The sequence below is a fragment of the Desnuesiella massiliensis genome (genome assembly GCF_001403615.1).
In the GTDB taxonomy this organism is placed as follows: domain Bacteria; phylum Bacillota; class Clostridia; order Clostridiales; family Clostridiaceae; genus Desnuesiella; species Desnuesiella massiliensis.
Window position 1 is genome coordinate 147,475 of the sequence record NZ_LN879454.1, and the last position, 25,194, is coordinate 172,668.

30 protein-coding genes are annotated in these 25,194 nt (G+C 31.4%); 13 read left to right on the forward strand and 17 right to left on the reverse strand.

The window, feature by feature from the left end; translation table 11 throughout:
- Positions 1–62: 62 nt before the first annotated feature.
- The gene (locus BN2665_RS04475; protein ID WP_055665924.1) at positions 63–803 is read right to left on the reverse strand and encodes an SDR family NAD(P)-dependent oxidoreductase; all 741 of its coding nucleotides are present in this window, start codon (positions 801–803) and stop codon (positions 63–65) included.
- Between the two features lie 156 nt (positions 804–959).
- On the opposite strand from BN2665_RS04475, the gene BN2665_RS04480 reads away from it, so the two are divergent.
- Positions 960–1,793, forward strand: a complete 834-nt coding sequence (locus tag BN2665_RS04480; RefSeq protein ID WP_055665925.1) for a LysR family transcriptional regulator — start codon at positions 960–962, stop codon at positions 1,791–1,793.
- 37 nt (positions 1,794–1,830) lie between these two features.
- On the opposite strand, the gene BN2665_RS04485 is transcribed toward BN2665_RS04480, so the two are convergent.
- Both BN2665_RS04485 and BN2665_RS04490 read right to left on the reverse strand, forming a co-directional pair.
- Positions 1,831–2,652, reverse strand: coding sequence for a class I SAM-dependent methyltransferase (locus BN2665_RS04485; protein ID WP_055665926.1), 822 nt, complete (start codon positions 2,650–2,652; stop codon positions 1,831–1,833).
- A gap of 41 nt (positions 2,653–2,693) precedes the next feature.
- Entirely contained in the window at positions 2,694–2,957 is a 264-nt protein-coding gene (locus BN2665_RS04490; protein ID WP_055665927.1) for a hypothetical protein, read from the reverse strand.
- Between the two features lie 451 nt (positions 2,958–3,408).
- On the opposite strand from BN2665_RS04490, the gene BN2665_RS04495 reads away from it, so the two are divergent.
- The 4 genes from BN2665_RS04495 (at position 3,409) to BN2665_RS04510 (ending at position 5,816) form a co-directional block, all read left to right on the forward strand.
- A complete protein-coding gene (locus BN2665_RS04495; protein ID WP_055665928.1) occupies positions 3,409–4,059 on the forward strand; it encodes a class I SAM-dependent methyltransferase in 651 nt (216 codons plus the stop codon).
- Between the two features lie 179 nt (positions 4,060–4,238).
- Entirely contained in the window at positions 4,239–4,583 is a 345-nt protein-coding gene (locus tag BN2665_RS04500) for a PadR family transcriptional regulator (protein WP_055665929.1), read from the forward strand.
- The gene (locus BN2665_RS04505) at positions 4,570–5,265 is read left to right on the forward strand and encodes a permease prefix domain 1-containing protein (protein WP_055665930.1); all 696 of its coding nucleotides are present in this window, start codon (positions 4,570–4,572) and stop codon (positions 5,263–5,265) included. Before BN2665_RS04500 ends, BN2665_RS04505 begins: the two co-directional genes overlap by 14 nt.
- The gene (locus BN2665_RS04510) at positions 5,262–5,816 is read left to right on the forward strand and encodes a hypothetical protein (protein WP_055665931.1); all 555 of its coding nucleotides are present in this window, start codon (positions 5,262–5,264) and stop codon (positions 5,814–5,816) included. The genes BN2665_RS04505 and BN2665_RS04510 overlap by 4 nt, the downstream gene beginning before the upstream one ends.
- A gap of 104 nt (positions 5,817–5,920) precedes the next feature.
- On the opposite strand, the gene BN2665_RS04515 is transcribed toward BN2665_RS04510, so the two are convergent.
- Together BN2665_RS04515 and BN2665_RS04520 are read right to left on the reverse strand one after the other, a co-directional pair.
- On the reverse strand, positions 5,921–6,343 hold the full coding sequence (locus BN2665_RS04515; RefSeq protein ID WP_055665932.1) for a hypothetical protein: 423 nt from the start codon (positions 6,341–6,343) through the stop codon (positions 5,921–5,923).
- Positions 6,344–6,459: 116 nt separating this feature from the next.
- Positions 6,460–7,062 (reverse strand): FMN-dependent NADH-azoreductase, encoded by a 603-nt coding sequence (locus BN2665_RS04520; RefSeq protein WP_055665933.1) that lies wholly within the window; start codon positions 7,060–7,062, stop codon positions 6,460–6,462.
- A 194-nt stretch (positions 7,063–7,256) separates the two neighbouring features.
- Here BN2665_RS04520 and BN2665_RS04525 point away from each other — a divergent pair, with 194 nt between their 5' ends.
- Together BN2665_RS04525 and BN2665_RS04530 are read left to right on the forward strand one after the other, a co-directional pair.
- Positions 7,257–7,628, forward strand: coding sequence for a winged helix-turn-helix transcriptional regulator (locus BN2665_RS04525; protein ID WP_055665934.1), 372 nt, complete (start codon positions 7,257–7,259; stop codon positions 7,626–7,628).
- 285 nt (positions 7,629–7,913) lie between these two features.
- Positions 7,914–8,681, forward strand: a complete 768-nt coding sequence (locus BN2665_RS04530) for a DUF3298 and DUF4163 domain-containing protein (protein ID WP_055665935.1) — start codon at positions 7,914–7,916, stop codon at positions 8,679–8,681.
- Between the two features lie 120 nt (positions 8,682–8,801).
- On the opposite strand, the gene BN2665_RS04535 is transcribed toward BN2665_RS04530, so the two are convergent.
- Positions 8,802–9,158 carry a winged helix-turn-helix transcriptional regulator gene (locus BN2665_RS04535; protein WP_055665936.1) on the reverse strand — a complete coding sequence of 119 codons (357 nt, stop codon included), beginning with the start codon at positions 9,156–9,158 and terminating at the stop codon, positions 8,802–8,804.
- Between the two features lie 194 nt (positions 9,159–9,352).
- Here BN2665_RS04535 and BN2665_RS04540 point away from each other — a divergent pair, with 194 nt between their 5' ends.
- Positions 9,353–10,006: a flavodoxin family protein gene (locus tag BN2665_RS04540; RefSeq protein WP_055665937.1), complete on the forward strand. Its 654-nt coding sequence runs from the start codon at positions 9,353–9,355 to the stop codon at positions 10,004–10,006.
- Between the two features lie 41 nt (positions 10,007–10,047).
- A complete protein-coding gene (locus BN2665_RS04545) occupies positions 10,048–10,566 on the forward strand; it encodes a nitroreductase family protein (RefSeq protein WP_055665938.1) in 519 nt (172 codons plus the stop codon).
- Between the two features lie 90 nt (positions 10,567–10,656).
- Here the strand turns inward: BN2665_RS04545 and BN2665_RS04550 are convergent, their stop codons facing one another.
- Entirely contained in the window at positions 10,657–11,244 is a 588-nt protein-coding gene (locus BN2665_RS04550) for an HDIG domain-containing metalloprotein (RefSeq protein WP_055665939.1), read from the reverse strand.
- 161 nt (positions 11,245–11,405) lie between these two features.
- Here BN2665_RS04550 and BN2665_RS04555 point away from each other — a divergent pair, with 161 nt between their 5' ends.
- Positions 11,406–11,957, forward strand: a complete 552-nt coding sequence (locus BN2665_RS04555) for a helix-turn-helix domain-containing protein (protein WP_055665940.1) — start codon at positions 11,406–11,408, stop codon at positions 11,955–11,957.
- A gap of 99 nt (positions 11,958–12,056) precedes the next feature.
- On the opposite strand, the gene BN2665_RS04560 is transcribed toward BN2665_RS04555, so the two are convergent.
- The 9 genes from BN2665_RS04560 to BN2665_RS04600 form a co-directional block, all read right to left on the reverse strand.
- Positions 12,057–12,755, reverse strand: coding sequence for an LbetaH domain-containing protein (locus tag BN2665_RS04560; RefSeq protein ID WP_055665941.1), 699 nt, complete (start codon positions 12,753–12,755; stop codon positions 12,057–12,059).
- Positions 12,756–12,822: 67 nt separating this feature from the next.
- Positions 12,823–14,796: an ABC transporter permease gene (locus tag BN2665_RS04565; protein WP_055665942.1), complete on the reverse strand. Its 1,974-nt coding sequence runs from the start codon at positions 14,794–14,796 to the stop codon at positions 12,823–12,825.
- Positions 14,796–15,551, reverse strand: coding sequence for an ABC transporter ATP-binding protein (locus tag BN2665_RS04570; RefSeq protein ID WP_055665943.1), 756 nt, complete (start codon positions 15,549–15,551; stop codon positions 14,796–14,798). The genes BN2665_RS04565 and BN2665_RS04570 overlap by 1 nt, the downstream gene beginning before the upstream one ends.
- Positions 15,532–16,854: a S8 family serine peptidase gene (locus tag BN2665_RS26875; protein ID WP_154674861.1), complete on the reverse strand. Its 1,323-nt coding sequence runs from the start codon at positions 16,852–16,854 to the stop codon at positions 15,532–15,534. The genes BN2665_RS04570 and BN2665_RS26875 overlap by 20 nt, the downstream gene beginning before the upstream one ends.
- Positions 16,855–16,935: 81 nt before the next feature.
- Positions 16,936–18,156, reverse strand: a complete 1,221-nt coding sequence (locus BN2665_RS26880) for a S8/S53 family peptidase (protein WP_195892659.1) — start codon at positions 18,154–18,156, stop codon at positions 16,936–16,938.
- Positions 18,157–18,256: 100 nt separating this feature from the next.
- Complete coding sequence (locus tag BN2665_RS04585; protein ID WP_055665944.1) at positions 18,257–19,243, reverse strand: sensor histidine kinase; 987 nt, start codon at positions 19,241–19,243, stop codon at positions 18,257–18,259.
- Complete coding sequence (locus BN2665_RS04590; RefSeq protein ID WP_055665945.1) at positions 19,230–19,898, reverse strand: response regulator transcription factor; 669 nt, start codon at positions 19,896–19,898, stop codon at positions 19,230–19,232. The genes BN2665_RS04585 and BN2665_RS04590 overlap by 14 nt, the downstream gene beginning before the upstream one ends.
- Before the next feature lie 389 nt (positions 19,899–20,287).
- Entirely contained in the window at positions 20,288–21,451 is a 1,164-nt protein-coding gene (locus BN2665_RS04595; protein WP_055665946.1) for a MerR family transcriptional regulator, read from the reverse strand.
- 370 nt (positions 21,452–21,821) lie between these two features.
- Positions 21,822–22,358, reverse strand: coding sequence for an aminotransferase class I/II-fold pyridoxal phosphate-dependent enzyme (locus BN2665_RS04600; protein WP_055665947.1), 537 nt, complete (start codon positions 22,356–22,358; stop codon positions 21,822–21,824).
- A gap of 86 nt (positions 22,359–22,444) precedes the next feature.
- Between BN2665_RS04600 and BN2665_RS04605 the strand changes: the two genes are divergently transcribed.
- Positions 22,445–22,816 (forward strand): pyridoxamine 5'-phosphate oxidase family protein, encoded by a 372-nt coding sequence (locus tag BN2665_RS04605; protein WP_055665948.1) that lies wholly within the window; start codon positions 22,445–22,447, stop codon positions 22,814–22,816.
- A 152-nt stretch (positions 22,817–22,968) separates the two neighbouring features.
- On the opposite strand, the gene yeiL is transcribed toward BN2665_RS04605, so the two are convergent.
- The gene (gene yeiL / locus BN2665_RS04610) at positions 22,969–23,664 is read right to left on the reverse strand and encodes a transcriptional regulator YeiL (protein WP_055665949.1); all 696 of its coding nucleotides are present in this window, start codon (positions 23,662–23,664) and stop codon (positions 22,969–22,971) included.
- A 112-nt stretch (positions 23,665–23,776) separates the two neighbouring features.
- Here yeiL and BN2665_RS04615 point away from each other — a divergent pair, with 112 nt between their 5' ends.
- Entirely contained in the window at positions 23,777–24,199 is a 423-nt protein-coding gene (locus tag BN2665_RS04615; RefSeq protein ID WP_055665950.1) for a DMT family transporter, read from the forward strand.
- Between the two features lie 14 nt (positions 24,200–24,213).
- A complete protein-coding gene (locus tag BN2665_RS04620) occupies positions 24,214–24,672 on the forward strand; it encodes a DMT family transporter (RefSeq protein WP_055665951.1) in 459 nt (152 codons plus the stop codon).
- Positions 24,673–25,194 lie beyond the last annotated feature (522 nt).

Here is a 25,194-nt window from a genome sequence, read left to right on the forward strand (position 1 = left end):
AAATTTAATTAACTATATAAAAATAATGAGCAAAACTAAAAAAGTTTTGCTCATTATTTTATCTACATTGTTTGTCCGTTATCAACAGTAATAATTTGTCCTGTCATTGAATCTTGAACTAAAATGGCGCATATGATATCTGCAATGTCCTCTGGCGTAGATATTCTCTTTAGTAGAATGTTACCACTTAATGCATACATCTTTTCTTCATTGCCTTTCCACCATCTTGTATCTACTGCTCCTGGAGCCACACTATTTACTCTTATCTCTGGAGCTAAGGCATAGGCTAAGGATTTAGTCAGTCCATGAACAGCTGCTTTAGATACAGCATAGGGTAGAGAGGAGCCTAAACCAGTTAAGCCAGCTATGCTTCCTAAATTGACTATAGCACCCTGTTTATTTTTCTTTAATATTGGGGCAACAGCTCTAGCGCAGTTAAACATCCCTTTTACATTTATATCAAATAGAGTATTCCAGGTATCATCATTTACACTTTCTAAGTCATTTATAGGTAGTTGTCTAGTGATGCTTGCGTTATTTACAAGAAAGTTAACGGTGCCAAAGGCTTTTAAGGTTTCCTCAACCATTTTACGTACTTCTTCATCCATAGATACATCAGCTTGTATAGCTATGGCACTTCCGCCATTCTCTCTTATGATCTTTACTGTTTCTTCTGCATCTACTTTAGATTTTGAAAAATTAACTACCACGCTTACGCCTTGTTTTGCTAGCTTTATGCTAGTTGCTCTTCCTATTCCAGTACCTCCGCCTGTAACAATTGCAACCTTATCTTTAAAGTCCATAAATACTACCTCCCTTTTCATATAGTAAATTTTTTATAACTTTTATTACTAACAGTTTAACTCTTGGCTGAAAAAATGTATAATACCTATAAGTAATAATGGATATCACTAAAAATGATATCCAAATAAATTTACACTGGTGGAAGGTTTTTAGAAATGGAGATTAATGATTTAAGAATATTTCAAATGGTTGCTAAGGAAGAATCCATATCAAAAGCGGCTCTAAAACTTGGCTATGCACAATCAAATATAAGCATGAGAATTAAAGTGCTAGAAAATGAGCTAAAAACTCCTTTATTTATAAGAAATAATAAAGGTATTACTATTAATTCTGAGGGGAAGAAGCTGCTTGAATATACAGAAAAAATTATTAAGCTAGTGGATGAAGCCACTGAAGAATTTAATGTTTCTAAAATTAAGCCTTCACTAAAGATTGGAGCCACTCAAACTATTTCTGCCTCTAGGATACCTAAATTATTTGCTTTATTTTATGAAAAGAATCCTGGGGTATCTTTAGTATTGAAAACAGAAAAACAAGAGGTGCTTTTAGAGCGCCTCTCTGAGGATTACATAGATGGTGCCTTTATACATGGAGAGCATATAAATTCAAAATTTAAAGAGGTTTTTTCTTTTAAAGAAGAAGTTGTAATAATATCCTCTAAAGATATTGACTATGCTACCAAGGCAATAATAGTAAATACTGATAATAGCTGTCCTTATCGCAGCCTTGTAGGAAAATGGGTTAATGATAATAGCTTTAAATCTACAGCTATTATTGAATTTGATACCTTAGAAGCTATTCTTAAAGGAGTAACAGAAGGGCTTGGAGCCTCTCTCATACCTAGAAGCGTTTTGCCTAAAGATCATAATTTTTATGTTTATGATTTTAAGACATTAACAATTAAATTTGTAGTAAATAGAAGCAGAAAACTTGAGGATAGTCTTAAAAGTTTTATTGATATAGCGAAGGAACACATAGGTACGTCATGATATTATGAAAATATAAAGAACCTGTTTCCCTATAATCTTAATTTATTTTTTTAGTTATGTACAAAGAAAAGATAAATCTTGTACTTACATATCCACCATAATCATTGATAACTTCTTCAATTTCGCTATCCATTTTTTCAATAATTTTATCATTTAGCTTATCAAGAATAGAAGCAAAGGCAGGTATTGTCTTTTTTACTTTTAAATATTGACTGGCATTGTTTCTTACTTCTTCTGTGTACTCTATTTTTTCAACTAACTCAAATAAGCCCGATGCTTCTATTTCTGCTCTTCTTTCATCTCCTTTTGATACTCCATCATTTGTGCGCCTCTCAGGCTTTCCATTATCAAAAGAATAGTCAGAAGCATAACGCGCAACTATGGCATTAGTCTTTTCCTCTATTTCCATTGTGGCAGGCAAGACATCATGGCAAGGATTATACCAAAACAGAACAAGATGGCCATTATCTTTTAAAAGGTTATGGCATTTTTTATACTTAACACTAGCGTCAAGCCAGTGAAATGCTTGAGCACAATAAATCATGTCATACTGTTCATTGGTAGGACAGTTCCACTGCTCAAATGGAGCTACGTCCAAGGTAACCTTTTGATAATTGGTACATTTATTCCTAAGTATTTCCGCCATATCCTCACCTAGTTCTACGGCGTGGATGGTAAAGTTTTTTTCAGCAAATTGTATAGTGGCTTTCCCAGTTCCTGGACCAATTTCTAACAGCTTGTCTTTTGTTTTTATGCCAGTCTTAGAAATAACATCCTGAATTAATCTTTCTGGATATGAAGGTCTTATTTCATCATATATGACCGAAATTCCCTTATAAGGTTCAATTTTTGCAACCATGGCTTATCCTCCTTAAATGAAAGTAAATTAGCTTTATTACATCACTCATAATGATAATAATTTCCAAAGGTACATTTTGTCATAATTCCTTGCTCTCCATTTGACTTCTTGACTTTATATTTTTGTCCGGAAGAAAATATGCCCGATATATCTTCCAGTTCGTAATTAGTAGCAATAATATTATTGGTTTTAAGTTTACCTGTAAATGTTTTATGTAATTCACCACAATCCTCATAAAATATTAATCCTTCCTTAAATAGATGCATACTTCCATTTTTTATCTCAATTTTGTATTTTTCTTTCATATAAAAATCCCCTTTTTTAACTAGTGTTTTTATGGCTTCATTTAACTAGGCGAGATGATATTATTTACAATTATAGCATATCTAATTATATTTATCCATTAATTTACATTGTCTTTTAAATATCTGCATTTTTTATAATGTCAGCATATTCTGAAAATATTGAAAAAATTAATTATAGTGGTATAATCAGTACACTAAGGTATTTTGCAAATGCTTATAAAAATGCAATTTATTCCTAGTATAAAAAGAAACAGTGATAAAAAATAGTGAAAGGATGAAAGGTATGCGTGATCCTTGTTAATATCAGTTAATATTTAAAACTGATTACGGTTAACGCCACAAATTAATATTTTCAGTTATAGAACACTGGAGTAAAAAACTTATCTTACTCCGAGGTCCTCCATGGTTTTCTTTTTTATTTCAAATAGAAAAGAAAGCGGAGGAGATATAAATGAAAATATTAAAAGGAAATAAAATTGAAAATTTAGATGGTGAAACATTAAGAAATATAACGAGAGCTTATAAAGGCATAACAATAGATATTGGTACTGGAGATGGTAGTTTTCCATACAAGAAAGCTAAGGAGAATAAAGAACATTTCTATATAGGCTTGGATGCTGTAGCTAATAACATGATGGAAAGCGCAGTGAAGGCTAACAGAAAGCCTGCAAAAGGCGGCTTGAGCAATGTATTGTATGTTATTGATAATGCCCTAAATATTTCAGAGGAGCTTACAAGCTCTGCAGATAATATATATATAAACTTGCCTTGGGGCAGTCTTAGAGATGGGGTAGTTAAAGGGGAAGATAAGCTTCTACAGGGTATAAGAAAAATAGGTAAGGCTAAAGCGAATTTAGATATATTTGTTACCTACAGTTCATTGTATGAAGCAAAGGAAATTAGCTCAAGGCAACTTCCTCTGTTATCCCTGGAGTATATTAACACAGAGTTAAGATACCAATACAGTCGTTATGGAATAGAAATAAAGAAGATTAAAATTTGTAACAATGATAGTCTTAAAGAGTTAGATACCTCCTGGGCAAAAAAATTAGCTTTTGGAAGAGAAAGAGAAATATATCATTTAAAAGGGATACTTGATTAAAAGATGGCAAGTGGTTATTGATCACTTGCTATTTTTTTAATATAGCAAAGGAATACATATGCATTGCGATATTATTGAATATAAATTTTTATTATTTAAATTTCATTGAATTGCCTCGGCAATCTATGTATAATAAATACATAGATTGCCGAGGTGAAATTTGTTAGAGGAGGAATATAATGAAGATTGATAAAAGCTTAATTAGCGGCAGTACTACCATGCTTGTATTAATGCTGTTGAATGAAGGGGATAAGTATGGCTATGAAATGATAAAAAAATTAGAAGAACGGTCAGATAATACCTTCATCTTAAAAGAAGGCACACTATATCCTATTCTACATGGACTTGAAAAGGATGGTATGGTTGAATCCTACATGCATGAAACAGAGAATGGAAGGAAAAGAAGGTATTACAGAATAACCCTGAAGGGACAGAAGCTTCTGACTGATAAGAAAAATGAATGGGATTTTTTCACCTCAAAGATTAATAAGGTACTTGGGGGTGAGGGGCATGCCATGGTATAAGGTAGACGAGTTTTTAAACGAGGTATGTAAGAATGTAAAATACAAGGGAGCTCATGATACCATAAGTGAAGAGCTTCAAAATCATATTCAAGATCGCATCCATGACTTTATTGACAGGGGTTTTGATGAGGAAACAGCTATCAGAAAAGCAGTGGAGAGCATGGGAGATCCTGTGGAGATTGGCAAGGAATTAAACAAGCTTCACAGACCTTATGTAGGATGGTTTCTATCAATTATTAATACTTTAATAGTATTAGTAGGTTTTTATGCGATTTTAATAATTATTCCTAGCTTTTTTCGTATTTTCGAACCCTTTGGTTCAATCCCTAGCGGTAAGGATATAAAATACTCAGTGAACATTAATGAGAAGGATAGAATTGATGACAGAACTGTGGTAGTAAAAAAGCTTGTGGTAGATAAAAATGGCAGCGTATATATACGTTATGATGATTACAGCAAGCTATTTTCTCAGGGATGGTCAATGCTGGATTTTCAAATATATGATGATAAAGGAAATAGATATTATGGAGGAGGAGAGGGCAAAGGCAATATTTTCGGTAATAGGCATTTAATCCGCATTGATAATTTTAACAAGGATGCAAAAAAGTTAATTCTCGATTATGATTACTACAACAGGAAGATGAGATTTGAGTTACCCCTTAGCGGAGGTGATGGTGTATGATAAAAAAGCAAAAACTTATAAGAAATACACTTATTTTAGTGTTGCTACTTCTAATTTCTACAAGCTTTTTAGGTGCTTCTTTTACTCCTCTCTCTGCCCATAAAAGATCAGAAAGAACAGCGAATTATGGCCCCTCTACAATTATAAAATCACAAAAGATAAAAGGGGGCATGTTATATCTGTGTAAATATGACAAATGGTTCTCATTGAACACCGTAAAAAGAGGTTTTTTGGGACTATGGTATGCGGGAGATCAAGTACATGGCAGTGAAAATGACATTAAAAATGCCATTAACTATAGCTGGGGTATAAGCAGCATTAAAGACAACTATAGATTAGGAAAATTTTATGGTATAGTGAATGATCCTAATATTAAATCTGTTAAATTGGCACTGAATGTGAAGGATGAAATGAAAATCTTCGAGCAAAAGGAACTTTATGATAGTATGTTTTTATTTACCTTGGAGGGAGATGTAGTAAATTTTCAGGCTGCTAAAATCACTGGATTTGATAAGGACTCCAATATTATTTTTGAAAAAGCATTGCCCTGATATATGAGATAGGCTCATGAGTTATGAATATAGGTTTCTTTAGAACCTCCATAGATTTGGGCAAACCAAATCTATGGAGCTACAAATACCTTATAACACAATAATCATAAAATTTCTTTTTGGATTAAATCAGCAAAATCTTGGTCTTGTTCTGCTACTTTAACAATATATGTTAGTATGTTGCCAGGATAATCAATTATTTCTTTTAATACTATACTTTCAATAGATCTTCTAGCTAATGAAATATTACAATTTTCATTATGGCCTTTCATACACTGTTTACATGTTTTGCATATAGCTGCTATACATCTTGCTGCCATTAGCCTGTCATAATGCTTCATATCATCTTTTGGAATAAGCTGCAAACCGTCCTTTATTATTGTCAGCCCGTTTTTTGGAGTTAAATTTAGTGCATCTAAAGCAAAGCCAATATTACATTTCCATTTAACGCAGTGCACCGTTTGATAATTTTTACAGTCCAAACATATTTGTTCTAAAGTACTAATGGCATCATTATTATGTTTCATAACTTTCCTCTTTCTTAAGGATATAATATATTTATTATTTATTAAGCATTAATGGCTAATAAGGATAATTAAAACTTAACTATCTTTTTCTTAACATTATAGTTTTAATGTAATGGCTAAAAGTTCTTAACTGCTTGGCTAGCCTTTTCAATGGCCTTTTCTAAAATTGCTTCTACATCCTCACCAATAACATCTAACTTATCTGCCGCTACTGTAGAAAAATCAGTGATTCCAAAAAATCCAAAGATGGTTCTTAAATATCTATCACCCATTTCATACTCTGAGGCGTGTCCTTCAGAATATCCTCCACCTCTTCCAACAATATGAATGGCTTTTTTTCCTTGACATAAGCCCACTGGACCCTCAGCGGTATATTTAAATGTGATTCCTGTGATAGATATGTAGTCTATATATGCCTTTAATATGGCAGGGATACTTAAGTTCCACAGCGGTGCTGCAATTATATATTTATCTGCCTCAGCGAATTGATAGGCATATTTTAGAATAGGATGATCTTTACCTTCCCCAGAAGCTGGTTTATGAAGGCTCATGTCTTCTTCTGATAAAAATCCTATACCCTCTTTATACAAATCTAAAGTTATAATTTCATCGTTAGGATTGAGTTCTTTATATTGTTTAACAAAGTTATCAGAGATTTTAAAAGTCCTTGATGTTCCCTCTGGTTTTGAATTTGCTTTAATATACAATATTTTGCTCATATTTTTTGCTCCTTTAAAATTTATTTACAATGTTTATAAATTAATCATGAATTTATTAATACATTTATTTTGATAGCTATCTCTTAAGAGGTTTCTATGATATTATAATATTATTTATTTATTCTTTTATCAATTAGGCACTTTTTTGTCATGTAGTGACAAAAAAGTAACCACTACCTAGAGAGGTGTTTAAAATGGAGCAGTTAATAAATAGACATGAAGAATGCTATATGAGGGAAAAATGTGTTCAATATGAAAAGTGCCCAATGGTTCTAATCCAGGATATGATTTCTGGTAAATGGAAAATACTGATTTTGTGGTACTTGAGCTATAAGGAACTTAGGTTCAGTGATATTCAAAGAAAGCTACCCAATGTTGCTCAAAAAGTGCTTTCACGACAGTTAAAAAGTTTAGAAGAAGATAATCTTATACATAGAAGAGTCTATCCTGTTGTACCGCCTAAAGTGGAGTATAGTCTAACAGAGGTTGGTAAAAAAATGATTCCTATTTTAGAAATGATGCATAAATTTGGAGCTGAATATCTAGAAGAGGGTCTTGATAGATAAAAGGTTCCTAAGATGGAATGATTTTCCTCTTTCATAAGATCCATCTGGCTTTAATCGAGAAAGCTTCCACCATGAACTGAATGTTAAGGTATTAGAGTTTTTATTGCGTGAAGCATAGGCTAAAAAGAAAGAAGGTGCATTACTTATTAGTGCGCCTTTATCTATAACCGTTTAACCAAATTTTTACTATTTGTAAGTGTTTTGTAACACATCTGTATAATTTGTGAGTTATAGTATAAACATGATAGTAAGCTATAAATAGTAAAAGTTAAGGAGTGAATATGTATGAAAAAAATATTTTGTTTAGGGTTAATTGGAATGCTAAGCTTTGGAGCATCCTCATTTACAAAAGTAGAACCTACATCTCAGCCTATGTCAAATCCATATGTACAAGGTGCACATATCAATGTTCAATCTGAAGTGAAAGTTTCAACAAAAGAAGTAAAAGACAGTAAAGAAGCCTACAAAATTAATTTGCAGATTCCGGTATTAGAAGGAATTCAAGATACTAAAATTCAAACTTCTATTAATACTTTTATAGAAAAAGATGCACTTGCTTTTGCAGAGGAGATAAAAATTCAAGGGCTTGAATTTGCAATAGATTCAAAGAAGCAAGGTTGGAAAGTAAGACCATATGAAGCTTCTACTAGCTACAAAGTTACTTACAAGCAAAAAAATATAGTAAGTATAGCTTGTACTTACTATAGAGATACCCTTGGAGCACATGGAAACTCTGAAATAAAAACTTTTAACTTTGATTTAAACACTGGAAAACAACTTGCTTTAAAAGATCTATTTGATGAAAATGAAAACTATCTCTCTGTTATTAATGGAGAAATTCAAAAACAAATAAAATTAAATCCAACGGAATATTTTAGTGAAAAAGATCAAGGCTTTGCTTCCATTAGATCAGATCAACCTTTCGGAATAGAAGATGGTAATGTGATTATTTATTTTGACCCCTATGAGATTGCTCCATATTCAACGGGCGCTCCACAATTTAAGCTTCCATTTTCTCTATTTAAAGGAGGAGCAAAGACAGGAGTTATTTAATTAGGCATCGTAAAAAAATAACTAGTCAAAGATGCAAAGTATATCTTGCGTAAGACAAGGACACAGGTTCCATTAATAGTGGACGCAGTATTACGCAAAATAGACGAGTAGACTGACTAGTTATTTTTTTGGAGATGGCTTAACACAGAATTGACTGTTTTCTTTATGCTTCTTACCCCAATTGCACATTTCATTCATTAAAGGAACTAATGACAAACCCTTTTCAGATAAAGAATATTCTACCTTTGGAGGAATTTGAGGATATTCCTTACGGGTAACTATTCCATCACTCTCTAATTCTCTGAGTTGTGAACTTAACATTTTATGAGTGATTAAAGATATATTACGTTTGAGTTCGCTATAGCGTAATGTAGATCCACAGGCCAACTCATAGATTATCTTCATTTTCCATTTACCACCGATAATGGCAAGGGTATATTCAAAAGGGGCTTGTTTACTACGACATAATGCATCCATATAAGTTACACTCTCCTAATGGTAAGTATGCTACAAAAAAGTGCATACTTTCTTTTTGTTTCAAGCTTATTATAATAAAAAATAGAAGAAAAATAAATGCCCAATATTCTTCATAAACTTATAGGGGGATGAAATCATAATGGAAATTTTAAATCCAATTAAGGTTAAAAACAGCAATTATGGAGGTATATTTAATGAAAGTAATAGCAATTAACGGAAGTCCCAGAAAAAATAAGAATACTGCTATCCTTCTTAATAAAGCACTTGAAGGGGCAGCTTCACAAGGAGCTGAAACAGAGCTTATCCATCTTTATGACATAAATTATAAAGGTTGCGTGAGCTGTTTTGCTTGCAAAATGAAAAATGGTAAAAGTTATGGGAAGTGTGCTTTAAAGGATGATTTATCACCTATACTTGAAAAGGCTGCAAATGCTGATGCCATTATTTTTGGGTCTCCAATATATTTTGGATCAGTCACTGGAGCTATGAGATCTTTTTTAGAAAGGTTTATGTTTCAGTATTTAGGTTATGACACTGATTATTCAAGCCTTTTTGGGAAAAAAGTATCAACTGGATTCATTTATACTATGAATGTGACTGATGAACGAATGAAAGATTTAGGATATGAACAAGGTTTTAAGTCCTCAGAAATGACTATGAAAAGACTCTTTGGCTATTCTGAATCATTAATTGCCAACGACACATACCAGTTTGATGATTATTCAAAATATGTTGTTACAGCATTTGATAAAAAGAAAAAAGCAAAAGTTAGAGAAGAGCAATTTCCAAAAGACTGCAATAATGCTTTTGATATGGGAATAAGATTTGTTAAACAAAGTAGTATATAAATCTACTATATTTTATTATAACATGAAAGGATGGTATTTTTATGAATTTTATAGAGTTAGCAAAAGAAAGGTATTCTTTAAGAAGTTTTGATAATAGAAAGGTTGAACAAGAAAAACTAGATTTAATTTTAAAAGCTGGACAATTAGCGCCTACCGCTGTAAATTATCAGCCTCAAAGAATTTTAGTAATTGAAAGTGAGGAGGCGCTTAAAAAACTAAAAGAGTGCACGGTTTATCATTTTAATGCACCTATGGCTTTGCTTGTGTGCGCTGACAAAGATGAAGCCTGGAAGCGTAGTTATGATGGAAAAGTTCATACTGATATAGATGGTAGTATCGTTGCCACACATATGATGCTGCAAGTTGCTGAGCTTGGATTAGGTACAACATGGGTTGGACATTTTGACCCAATTGCTATTCGTAATGCTTTTAATATACCTTCAAATCTTGAACCAGTATGCATTTTTCCAATAGGATATCCAAGTGAGGATTCTAAACCTCATCCTAATCATATGAAGAGGAAGGATATTTTACAAACTGTTTTCTATAATCATTTTTAATATAGTAAGTAAAACCAGTGCCATTAAAGTACTGGTTTTATTTATAATGTATAATTTTTGCTGTGCTCAGATGTCATATGTATGAATCAACTAATTATTATAGGCTTTCATTTGATCATTAACATAGGCTTCGCAAGAACGCATTGCTAGAATTGTTTCTTCAAGCAATTTGTCTAATTCCCAGCCAAGCATCTCTGCACCTTGCTTAATTACATCACGTGAACAGCCAGCCGCAAATTTCTTATCCTTAAATTTTTTCTTAAGACTTGAAAGTTCCATATCCATAACACTGTTAGACGGTCGCATTCTTGCAGCTGCACCAATTAATCCTGTAAGTTCATCCACTGCAAATAATACTTTTTCCATCTCGTGCTCTGGCTTAGGCTGAGGTTCTGAACAAAGTCCGTATCCATGACTAGCTGCCGCTCTTATTAACCTTTCATCAACATCATGTTCTCTCATAATCTCTTGAGTTTTGCTGCAATGCTGTTCTGGATACATTTCAAAATCTAAATCATGTAGCAAACCAACCATGGCCCAAAAGTCTGCATCATCTCCATAGCCCAATTTTTCTGCAAAATAGCGCATAGTAGCTTCAACGGTTAAAGCATGCTGAATGTGAAATGTCTCTTTATTGTATTTATTAAGCAAATTCCATGCTTTTTCTCTTGTTATCATAATAGTATCCTCCTTAGTCCGATTAAATATTTTTCATTCTTATTGTATACTTTAAGTGGTTACGATATAATAATTTACGAACGTTAAGTATACTTAATGTTTATTCTATTTTACTTTTGTTAATTATAATTGTCAATATGATTATAGGAGGTTTTATCCTAATGAATATAAATTCTATTATTGCAGAAAACCTAAAAGCACTTCGTATTGAAAGAAATTTAAGCTTAGGTCAGCTTGCGGAGTTATCTGATATTAGCAAGGTCATGTTATCTCAGATTGAAAAAGGGGATACTAATCCAACAATAAACACTTTATGGAAAATAGCTAAGGGATTAAAAGTTCCTTATACTTCATTACTTGAACAAAAGGAACATGATACTTGTATTATAAAGAAAAGTGATATTGAAGCTCAGACTTCTGAAGAAGGTCATTATCGTGTATATTGCTACTACAATAACACACCATATCGCAATTTTGAATTTTTTCAAATTGAACTTGATGAAGGCTGCTCATATAAATCTGTGGGTCATTCTAGAAGGTCAGAGGAATATATTATGTTGCTGGAAGGGGAATTAACATTAGAAGTAAATAATGAAACTTATAAATTAAATCCTAATGATTCTATAAGTTTTCAAGCATCTAATCAGCATATATATATCAATAGTGGAAAGGGAACTTTAAAAGCTACAATAACAAATTTTTATCCTGCTTAATAAGCTAGAAGGGGTAATTTTAGAAATAATATATAAATATAGGCTTACACTCTTTGAGGTAAGCCAGCTTATATTTTTATAATTTATTATGATTTTTGTCTAATTGTGAATTAAGGTATTATGATTACAACAAAGACCGCAACTACAACTTGTATCACCAAATTTCAAGTCGTAAACTTCTGAAAGCTCTACATTAACTTTAATAACCTTTTCTGCAAAATCTGATTGTTCCTTTGGTACTTCTAAAAGATTATCTGCCTTAGCTTGTGTATTTATAATTGCACCAATTGGAACATATCTATTTGCAGCTATCCTAATTCCTCCTGTTACAATTGCTCCAGTATCAATATAGCAATCGTCCTCTACTATAGCGTTAAATACAATTGAATTAAATCCGACGAATGTATTGTTTCCTACAATAGCTGGTCCATGAATTAATGCTCCATGCGCTATACTTACTTTATTCCCAATATATATTGAATACCCTATACCATTTACAGAGTATTTAGCATCTTTTAGCCCATGAAATATCACTCCATCTTGTATATTAGAGTTATAACCTATATAAAATGGTGTTCCCTCATCTGCTCTTAGCACTACATTAGCACCTACAAATACATTACTTTTTATTAGTACATCACCTATTACACTTGAAAAAGGTCCTATAAATGCACTTTCACTTATTTTAGGATATACACTTATAGGATTAAATGAAGTAACTGGATTTTCTCCAATAAAGTAAGTATATAAATTGGCTGGACCTATTGGCTTATAATCTTTTTTTATACTATTATACATTATAATTTTCTCCTTAAATTAATATTACATTATATTAAACTTAATATTAATTTGTTAATCATTCTATTTATAATGCAATCTGTTTTTTATATCTATTTGAGGTTATTAAATAAAATATGATTTGAATAACAGAATATACTCCAAAAACAAACAAACTATTTTTCCACATATACTCCCCATCATTTACCACATTATAAACAGCAGATAAATAGTGCCCTATACATATTAAAGCTATAATTGGAGGCACAAGGAACACTGAGCCTAATTCTTTAATAATCAAAGCGTTAATTTCCTTTCTGTATAAACCTATTTTCATTAATTGCTTATTTCTTTCTCTATCCTCTTCAATAGACGTTATTGTTTTAAAGTATAAAGCTGCTGCACTTCCTACTAAAAACATCATTCCCATAAAACTACAGATAAATAGCATAAAACCATTTGATTCTATACCATTGTCTAATATTAATTCCTTAATACTTAAGGAATTAAGGGCCTTTTTTCCAAAAGTAGCTTCTAATTTTTTATAGAGCTCATCATACTTTTTCCCTTTTTTTAAATTGATAAGTACATCATAAGTAATGGCTTCATCCCCCAGCTTTTGCTTCATAATTTTGTAATCCTCATTATTAACAACCACAACGTCGCCTCTGAAATAATCCTCATTGAAAGAGGAATTTACTATAGCAGCTACTTTCTCCTCTTTTTTCTCTTTAGGTACATATCTGTACTCATCAGTATTACGCTGAGTTTTATATTCAGCTAGAGACATAGCCTCATCATTCATTACCTTTTTAGATAAATCCAGCATAAAGCCTCCATCATAAAAGCTGCCTGTCTTTTCGGCATGACAATAAAGAATTTCTCCTTTTTTTAAATTTAACTCATTATTCTCCAAAGCTTTATAGCTGTCTTCGCTTATAACCAGCATATTAGGTCTACGCCATAAGCAAGCGCCATCATTTACTCTAATATTAGGAATATTTAGTCCTTCTACTTCACTGTAGCTTTTTACCTCTCCTAAATTCTTGGCAACAAAATCTTTAATGCTTGTATCTTTAATGCCGCTTTTATCAACTATAAAACTCATATCATACGGATACTGTATATTTATTTGCTTCTCGGTTGATTTATACATGCTGTAAGCAAAAGAAATAAATATCATTCCTCCAGAAACCATTAAGGTAACCACATATAAGACTATTCTATAAGATATAAACCTATGTGAAAGAGAATTAATAAATAAAATATTATTATTGTAGGCTTTCTTAAATTTTTTTATAACCTTTACTACTACTGTCATTGAAAAGCCTATCAATAAGTAACTCGATACTATTATACCCACTACAGGAAGTACAGAGAATATATTCCCATTGCTATTTATTTTCCTGTCAGCCATCATCTTAAAAAGGACAAAAGAACCTATAAAAATTGTTATCCCTATTGCACCTAGAACAGTGCTTGTACTTCCTATATCTTTCTTTGACTTTGACTTTAATATATTTACAACTGAATATCTGTTTAAAAATATCATCTGGTACATTGTAGTAAATAAAAATATTACAAATGAGATTAATAATACTGCTCCATAAACCTTAAGGCTTAAAGGGATTGCTATATTGTCAATCTTCAGTATTTTTCCTATAGCCATATGGAAGAGTTCTGAAAATATACTTCCTGCGAGAGATGCAAATAGAAATGATGCTAAAGAAATTATAATATTTTCATAGCAAAGTATTCTTATTATTTCCTTTGAAGTTAATCCTATTGTAAAATATACTCCAAATTCTCTCCCTCTGTATTTTGTAAATGAAACTGTGGTAAAGATTATAAATGCTGCTGAAAAAGCTATCATAAAAATCACTATAGCGATTAAATATTCCTTTAAGCCTAGGAATTTTTTGTTCTCCATAAACTTAGGACTAAAAACTAAAGTAAAAAACATAAACAATATGCACTGAATTATACTATTACCAAGAAGATATGCCATATAATTTTTAATATTATGCTTAATATTTTTTATAATCATTGAAGAAAAATCCACTATTCCTGCCCCCCTATAACCAATTGTGCTTCTATTACCTTATCAAAAAACTCTTTTCTGTTTCCATTAGAGTTTATCTCAAGCTTAATAGCTCCATCCTTTATAAATATAATTCTCCTACAAAAGGATGCTGCAAAAGGATCATGCGTTACCATGACAATAGTAGCCTTTTTTTCTTCGTTTATTTTTTTAAAGTTTTCCATTATATTCATGGATGATTTCGAATCTAAATTTCCTGTAGGTTCATCTCCTAATATTATTTTTGGTTCCTTTATTAATGCTCTGGCTTCTGCTGTTCTTTGCTTCTGGCCTCCTGAAATATTATAGGGATAACTATTTTCAACATCTTTTAATCCAAAATATTCTATCAATTCATTAACCTTGTCTTCAATAACCTTTGGCTTTATCTTGTCTAAGGTTAATGGGAATCCTATATTTTCTTTGACAGTCAGACTGTCTAAAAGATTAAACTCCTGAAATATAAAGCCAATATTGTTTCTTCTGAAAATAGCCATATCATCTTTTTTCATGGTTAGAATATTTTTTCCGTCAATAAAAACTTCACCTGCAGTGGCCTTATCAATTCCGGCTAAAATATTTAGCAAGGTTGTTTTACCGCTTCCGCTGGGTCCCATAACTCCTAAAAATTCTCCATCCTCTACCTTGAAGGACACATCATTAAGTGCTTTTACGGCTTGTGCACCTTTAAATGCATCATAAACTTTTATTAGTTTTCTACATTCTAAAGCCTTCATATGAATATACCTCCTTAGATGATATTTTTTCTATAAGCTTTTCTGGATTTACTATTTTGCCTAAATTATATTTTTTACCTTCTTTCTCTATTTGCACTACATCTCCTGCATCTAATACTGCTTTTAAAAACTCATCTGGAGTTATATCAGGATTTACCTGGCAGCATAAAGTATATAAAGCTGCTATATAAGGAACAGTCCAACTAAGTCCACCTTCTCTATAAAATACATAATCTGATTTTCCTGTAGGTGATGCGGTACACCTGCTGTCCATTGGTACCATAAAGTTCTTTCCTACATCAAATCTTTCATTATGAAATTTTTCGTCATTTTTAAAAAATTCATCTTTCCAAAATTCTCCCGGTTCATAACTTTTAAAATCCTCTGGGTTTTTCATACTTTCTCTTCCAAGTCCCCAAAAATTGACTCCATAATATCTATTAAAGCTTGTAGAAACCACTAACATCCCTTCATTTTTAGCCCTTTTTACTGCTGAATCTATCTCATTAAATCCTTTTTCCCCTTTATTCCATCCTATAGACATAGAAATGACCCTTATCTTTTTTTCTTTAGGTAGAGTCTTATTTATCTCTATAATCCTATCTATAGATTTTGCTAAATACTTATAATCAGAGGTAAGACCAGTTACCATACTACTTAAAGTGAATTTTCCATGAGTTTCTGCAATGTAGTATAAATCTGCCTCTGGCGCAACACCTACAGTCTTTCCTACTGCAATAGAGCTAACAGCCGCCCCATGCATAGATGCACCGCCCTCTTCATTGTTATGAATCTCTTCATAAAATTTTAATCTATCTTTATATTCTTCGTGCTCGGTTAAAAGAGTTTGATCAATAATAGCCATGCTCACTCCTTTTCCTGTAATACCCTTTTCATGAAGTTTTCTCAAATTCAATCCCGGGTTTTTTCCATATTCCATAATAGCTTGCCTATCAAATTCTTTTGGAATATCAGAAGACCATTTTGTTTTACTATCAAAATGTGCATACATTAAATCCTTTAAATTATTTTTAACATTAAGTTCTGATAGATCATAGCTTCTTAAATCGACCTGCCACTGTTTTTTTGAGTTTTCATCATATTTAGGGAGCTCTTTAAGCTTTCCTCTTTTATAATCCACAACATTAGGTACCCTAGCTATTCCACTATTTCCATTCACCTTAGAATCTACATATTCGCCTAGTGGAAAATTAAAAGCAAATATTAAAAATACTCCTAAAATAGCAACAAGTATAAAAAATATTTTCTTTTTAAGACTAAATTTTTTGATGTTATTTACCATCACTCTTCCTCCTTATTGCAGTTCTTGTATCTAAGATTGCGCTTGTAATCAACATTCATCAAGGAAATTGCTAACGATTTCTCATTTTTTCTCCTTTTTCAATTCATCAATAAGTCGGTTAGGATTAATAACATTCTCAAGTTTATATTCTTTTCCTTCATGATTTATTTTAATAGCATCTCCAGTGCTTAATGCCTTATTCCAGAATTCTTCTGGAGTAATATTTGGTTTTACTTCACAAGATAGAGCATAAAGTCCTGCGATGTATGGAATAGACCAGCTCCATCCGCCATCTTTGCTAAAAGTATAATCATTTGCACCTGTTGGACTTGCGATAGCTCTAGAATCCATAGGAACATAAAGATTTTTTATATCTTGAGTATGATCCTTCTTTTTAAAGAAATAATCTGCCCAAAAGGTACCTGCTTCATAGGATGATGCTAGTTCAGGATCGCTGTATGGCTGCCTTCCAAGGCCATTAAAATTAAATCCATAGGTTTCATCAACAGAAGACGAAATAACAAATATTCCTTCCTCTTTGGCTCTATTTACTGCAGCAACGATCTCATCATAACCTTTCTCTTGGTTAGACCAGCCCATAGAAATTGAAATTACTCTTATCTTTTTATCACTAGGAAGCTGTTTGTTTATATAAAGAATCCTATCTATTGATTGCGCTAAATATTTAAAATCTACGATATATTCACCATTTATACAATCCATAGCATCTGCTGCTATATAATATAAATCTGCACTTGGAGCAACACCAATGCTTTTTCCTACAGCAATAGATGCAACAGCTGGACCATGCATTTCTACTTTGTTATCTAGACAGTGCATTTCATCATAATATTTTAAATTATCCTTATATTCTGCATGATCAACAAGAAGTACTGAGTCAATGATTGCAATACCTATACCTTTTCCTGTTATACCATCCTTATGCAATTGCCTGATTCCAAGTCCAGGGTTTTTACCAAGTTCCATTATTTTATCTGGATTATAGTTTTCAGGAAGCTCGAGGGGCCATTTAGTGTTACTATCAAAATCAGCGTGGATTAAGTCCTCATATCTATCTTTAAGTTTAAGCTCTGTCAAATCATAACTACGCAAATCAACCTGCCATGGTGTTTTAGGTCTTTGAGGATCATATTTTGGAAGGTCAAGTAGCTTGCCTCTATCAGATCCCATTTCTGAGGGGTGACTAGATATGTAAGGAAAAGTTATATGAGTACCAGTCTTAATGTAACTTGGGTTTAATAATAAAAATACAATTAAAGAAAAGCTAATAATTTTATTCATTTTATACCTCCTATGTTTTTTAAAACTATATCTAAAGTATATTAGCTATTTCTATATTCTCAAATCGATTTTCCTTACCTAACCTTGCATCAATGTAAGGTTATCTTTGTTTTAAGTAAGTTACACTAACAATTGTACCTTTTGAAAGCTCAGAAGTTATATCTATTTTATTATTTAGATTATCACAAATGGACTTGCACATATAAAGACCAACGCCACTAGACTTTTCCTCTTTTCTTCCATTGCTTCCTGTAAAAAATACATCAAATACTCTAGAAAGCTCTTCTTTTTTTATTCCTACACCAAAGTCCTGTATATAAAGTGTAATCTTACAATCACTTTCTTCAGCATAGAAATACACCTTCCCGCCTAATAATGAGTACTTTATTGCATTGCTTATGATTTGCTCAATAACATATTTGCCCCATTTTTTATCTGACAAAATAAAATAGTCCTCAGGTATATTTACCTCAGGATATATATTAGAATAGATAAAATTTCTTTTTTGTGAATTGATACTTTCCTTCACCAGCTTTTTTAAATTTATTGCTTCTGGTACATAATCTTTAGAAAACTCTCCTAGCCTAAATATATTTAATACGCCTTCTAAATTCTTTTGCAACAAACTATTTTCATTCCTTATATCCTTAGCGGCATCTTCATTTGGTAGCTTTTCCATGGCTAAATTAATTACTGCCACAGAGGTTTTCATATTATGAATCCATTGTATAAGTAATTTTTCCTTTTCTTCATAGTTAGTCTCTAAAGCGTATATCTTTGAAATATAATCGTTATGTATCTTCCTAATCTCATCAAAGACTTCTTCAAAATTACTATCCTTATCTAAATTATAAGAAGGACTTGTCTTTATTTCTTTAAGAGATTCATAAAATGAATTGTATACATAAAACTTATAAATTAAATATACCATTAGGCAAAAGAAGCATAACAAAACAGGGTATAACATAAATTTCCCATTATATAATAAGTAATAAAATAGCATTATAGAAAGGCAGCTAAATAAATAAATAAAAATTGAAACCTTCTCCTTTTTTAAAACAACTCTAACTAGCTTACTTAAGGACATAGCCAACACCCCTTTTTGTTTCTATAGTCAATTGTATATTATTTTCTTTAAGCCTCTTCTTTAATCTCGTAATGTTAACTGTTAAAGTATTATCATCTACAAATTCATCTTCATCCCATAACTCTTCCAACAATTCTTCCCTGGTGACCACTTTTTCATAGTTGATAAAGAATATTTTAAGAAGCTTGTACTCATTCTTTGATAATGGCATGCTTCCATTGTCAGTTCTTATCTCCATGCTCTCACAATAAAGCTTTACTTTATTAATCTCAATAACATTTTCATTAATACTACTTGTTCTTCTTAATACCGCATTTATTTTTGCTAAAAGTATTCCTATGCTGAAAGGCTTTGTTATATAATCATCTGCACCTAAATCTATCCCTCTAATTTGTTCTGCTTCTTCACTTCTTGAGGAAACTATAATAACAGGTATGTTTAATTTTTTTCTAATTAGTTTCAAAAAATAAAACCCATCAAACTTTGGAAGATTTATATCCAAAAGTATTAAATCATTTTTTCCCTCAAATATTTTCTTCTCAACATCATTGAAATCTTTAATTGTTTCAACTAAATAATCATAAGTATTTAAGTATTCTTCTATATATTTTATTAAATTAACATCATCTTCTATAAGTAAAATTCTTTTACACATATTCATACTCCTTTAAAATTATTGGTATTAGATCCCTAATAAGCAATATTTACAATTATCTATATATTATATCAAAGATATACATAAAATGTTTTTGTAATTTATTTGAGATGTGATACCATATATGCCGCGATTATATATCCTAAAAGCGGTTATACCAACGTTTTTCAAAAGAGTCTACGTTATTTATGGTACAGTTCACCATATCAACAGCAATTGATAACACTTTTAATGCATCCGTTAGTAGTATTACGAAAAATCGCATAATTCACTTTCTTGAATTACGCGATTTTTAATTCCTAATTATTTAATTGCAGCTTATTTTTTGAGTATCTACGTTAATACTTATAACTTTGGTTCTGTATGTCAAATCGTTCATAGTTTTTAATTCATGAATTACTATTTTCAGAATAAAATTTTAAAGCTTCTCCAATAAATTTAGATGCACCACTGCCATATTTTTTATCAGTTACTTTTATAAAAATAGAATCTGACAAATAAAGCTCTGCAGTATAACCCAAATGATTCTCTCCCTCATCCACTTTGTAAAATTCTTGACTTTTTTTAGTTGCGTCTGATATTTCTTCAACAATTTGTTGAATCTCCTTTGAAGAAGGATCTTTACTTAAGTCAGATACAAGCCTTTCATATAGTTCTTCTAATTTAGGTTGCTTATTTCCTAAATAATTTTTTAGAGCTCCACCGATAAATTTAGATGCCCCATTTCCATATTTCTTATCCACTGCTTCTATCCATTGGGGATATACCAAATAAATTTGCACCATATAGTACCAATGATCATCTCCATTATCCATTTTGAAAATTTCATAATCTTTTTTAGCTGTATTTGTTATTTCTTCAGCAATTTGTTGAATTTCCTTTGAAGAAGGATCTTTACTTAAGTCAGATACAAGCTTTTTATATAATTCTTTTAATTTTGGATGCTTATCTTCCAAACAATCTTTTTTAAACTTATCATATTGTTCTGCTAAAGTTAACATGTCACTATTAAGATTTTCCTTTACAGCTTTAGCATATTTCTCAATACTTCCATATTGCTTTATAGCCATTTTAGCAATCTCATCTTCCCTAGATTTACATTTTTCAATAAGTTCATTATATTTATCTACACTACCATAAAATTTAATTACTTTATCCTTGTGTTCTGTTTTAAATTCTTCCAATACATTATAATATTCACTCATATCAAATTCTTTAAAATTCATCGTGCTTTCTCCTTTTAATGTTTTATTTATAAGCTCTATTAAACCACTCAATCTTTTGCGTTTTAACATAAGCAGCTTTTTCTGATTTTTTAGTGCTTGCATTTTATCAAAGTACGGACTCAACATTATCTCTTTAACATCTTTTAAAGGTATACCAAGCTCTTTGAAAAATAAAATTTGCTGCAGAGTTTTAAGGGCTTCATCGTTATAAAGTCTATATCCAGCCTCTGTAATTTCACTTGGTTTTAATAATCCTATTTCATCATAGTAATGTAGTGCGCGCACACTTATTCCTGTCAAATCCGAAACTTGTTTTACTGTTCTCATTGCTACACCTCAAAGTTTGATTTTACAGCTATCAATATTATCTAATACTCAGCCGGCTATGGGCTTTTGTTAATATATTCAAGCTATATTTTTATATTACACTATGACGTGGTGTTAGGGTCAATACTTACAAAAGAGTTATTGTGTAAAAGAGTTATTGTAAAACTTAGTAGAAAGCACTCCATAATTATTTAAATACATATTAATTTCTATAATTTTTCCTATCCTTATGTAATTTAAAATAAATACTTTTATCAAATTTATCATTAATGTTTAAACCATGCATCATTAAGCAGCTTTATAGCTTCAACAATATCACTTTCGGACATGCTGCCAAAACCAAGTAGAACCATATTATTAGAGTATTTTTCTAACCTAATCCAATAGGAACAATGTTATAACCGTTATTGATAAATATATCTCTTGCACCCATATATCCAGGATCTTCTAAAGCTATTTCCTTAAAATGATGTCTAAACAGCTGGCATATTAAGCTTAAACAGTGTTCAATACCTGAAGAAATAATGATTTGTTCAGGACTACAGGAAACACCTCTTGATCTATTTAGATATTTCATAATTTCTATTCGTAATTCTAGCTCACCTTTGCTGCTATTGTATGATGTCATACTTTCAGGGCTCAAAGCTGATAAACATTTATTTGAGATTTTCTTCCATAGGCTCAAAGGGAAATCAGAAGCGCTTAGGCTTCCATATTGAAAATCATATTTATAATTATCCTCTGAATTAGCTCTAGGCAGTGTCTTTTTATGTTTTTTTATATGCTCAAAGTCCTCTCGCTTTAGTTTAGAGATTATATTGCTTTCTAAATTTTCAACTATAAACCCACTACCTGCTTTACTTGTAATATACCCTTCGGAACAGAGCTGTAGATAAGCACTTTCCACTTCGCGCTGTATTTAAAAGAAATGAAGGCACTTATAAGTGTTATGATAAATGCAATAATTTATGATTTAATTAAGGAGGAATATAAATGTTAAATGAAAAATTGCTTGAAGTTCTTTCACATGAGGGAGTGGTGGCTATTGCATCTTGCAGCAATAATGAAGCTCACTTAGTTAATACTTGGAATTCATATGTTAATGTCAGAGAAGATGGTAGATTATTAATACCAGCTGCAGGAATGCGCAAGACACAGAATAACGTAGAGCTAAATAATAAAGTTAAGGTTACTATAGGAAGTAAAGAGGTCATGGGATATAAGCGCTTGGGAACGGGTTTCTTAATTGAAGGAACAGCAAAATTCCTTGAAGCAGGTTCAGAATTTGATATGATGAAAGAAAAATTTTCTTTTCTGAGCAGAGTGTTAGAGATAACAGTTACATCCGCAAAGCAAACCCTTTAGATATTACACAGATAATAATTACTTTTTATTAAGAATTTCCCTAAAGATGGCTAGTCATTTTGCTAGTAGTTTTTACTATATAAGTTGCAATAAAGAAAGATATCTAGATCTTTGCAACTTATATAGTTATTTTTTACTGTTAATTAAAGAAATTATCTATATAAATCTGCTGCTAATTCCTTTAACAAGTCTTCATTAATGACCTCGTAGTGAGAGCCTTTTTTTCTTATACAGCCTTTAACGCAGAGGGTGTTTAAGGTTCTCAGTAAATGCCTATAGCTTGCACCTAAAAGCTCAGATATCTCCGTGAGATTACCTCTGAATATAGTGGTGGTCTTATTATTTGAAAGGCTGGTTTCTGCTGTAGCTAAAATATAACTGGCCAACCTGTTTTCAAGGGGGTAGAGGAGATTGATGGAGCTATTCTTTGACAGATTGTTGAGCTTTTCTCCTAAGGATTTACAGATGAATTTCAAAAACTTTGGATCTTCCATAAGATATAGCTTTATATTATCTGTGGAAATGGCAATACAATAGGTTTTTTCTATAACTTGAACATTGCAGGTGGTAGGCTGAGGATTAATCATCTCTAAATCCCCTAGGAGCATAAGTCCATGATAAAAGCATAGTAATAAGGCCTTACCATTGCTTAAATTATTATATACCTTGGCCTTCCCATCTAAAAAGAAATAAAGATAATTGATAGGTTCCCCTTCCTTGCAGATGTACTCATTCTTTTCGTATAGAAAAAGTTCCATGGCAGGTCTCATATCCTTACTAAAGATTTCATCAATATTATATTTTTTTATAAAGTTATTTAATTTTTTAATATCCTTTATCTTTTTCATAAAACACCCTTAATATATATACTTTCTTTTATCTAATATGACATATGGCATAATCCTTTTCAACCCCCTCATGATAAATTTAAAATATAGATATTTAAAAAGGGGGAGCAGTATGTATAATTTGATTTCAACCTTTATAGGTGCTCTAATAGCAGTAATGATTATGTTCAATGGAGCTCTGTCAAAAACCACAGGTAATTATACCTCATTAGTTATTATCCATATAGTGGGACTTTTATCTATAGCTTTAGTGATATTATTATCTAAGAGTAAGTTTAAAATTCATAAGGACATATCCCTATACCTGTATAGTGCTGGCGCCATAGGAGTTTTTACAGTGCTTTTTAATAATTTAAGCTTTTCAAATCTTGGAGTATCCTTGACCTTAGCCCTAGGACTTTTAGGACAATCTCTTCTCTCTATAGTAATCGATCATTTTGGGCTATTTAATATGAAGGTAGTTAAGTTTGATAAAAAGAAAATAATTGGTTTTGCAGTTATTAGCTTGGGCATATTTATAATGACTGTTTTTTAAGGAGGTATCACTAAATGTTTTATATATTAATTGCTGTTTTAGCTGGAGCATCCATAGTTATTGGAAGAATTATAAACTATAAACTAGCAGAGGAAATAGGTCTTTTTCAAGGAACCCTTGTTAATTATATAGTTGGATTAGTTTTTGCTATCATATTTTTGCTTGTGAGTGGCGAAAGTATTGTAGGCTTACAGATTAGTGCAGTGCCTTGGTGGGCCTACTTAGGTGGTATTACAGGGGTTATAGTAGTGGTACTATCCAGCTATATTACACCAAAGATATCTTCCTTTTACTTAGCCCTTATAGTGTTTATTGGGCAATTATTTGTAGGAATTATAATCGATAGTTTTAGCTTGAAAAGTATTCCCGTAGGAAAAATTGTTGGTGGAATTTTAGTGTTAGGTGGATTGACCTATAATCTTATGCTAGATAGGACAGCTTCAAAAGAAGAGATGAATAGAATAGCGGAGTAGTGAAAAGTGGGGATTAACGAAAAAAGTTAATCCCTATTTTGATTTGGCATAGAATAAATATTGATAAATATGTTAATTATTTTTGATTAGTTGCTTTTTAAATGATATCTTAAAAGGCTATTGATTACAAAATATTATTATGATAAAATTAAGCTATAAAAAAATAGGAGTGTGTTTTATGAGTGAGGTTGTTCTTAACTAAGTAATTTAATAAAGAGTCTAAAAACTTTTACAAAAATCCTGCTAAAAGTAGGCTTATTTGTGTTGGTGTTTTTAGCTCGAACTTAGATAAGAACACGGGTAAAACTATATCCTTTTATATGGAAATATTAACCGTGCTTTGGCACGGTATTTTTATGCCCTAAAATAGTTGTCTCTATTTTCTATTAGGCTTTAGAGCTTCAACTATGTACATTGCATTAGAGTTATCAGATTTGTAGTGCATGTAAGGATTATATTTCCATGGGGAAACAACGTAAGCTTTTAACTTATACATGCACCATAATGGCTCGAAGATGCCAT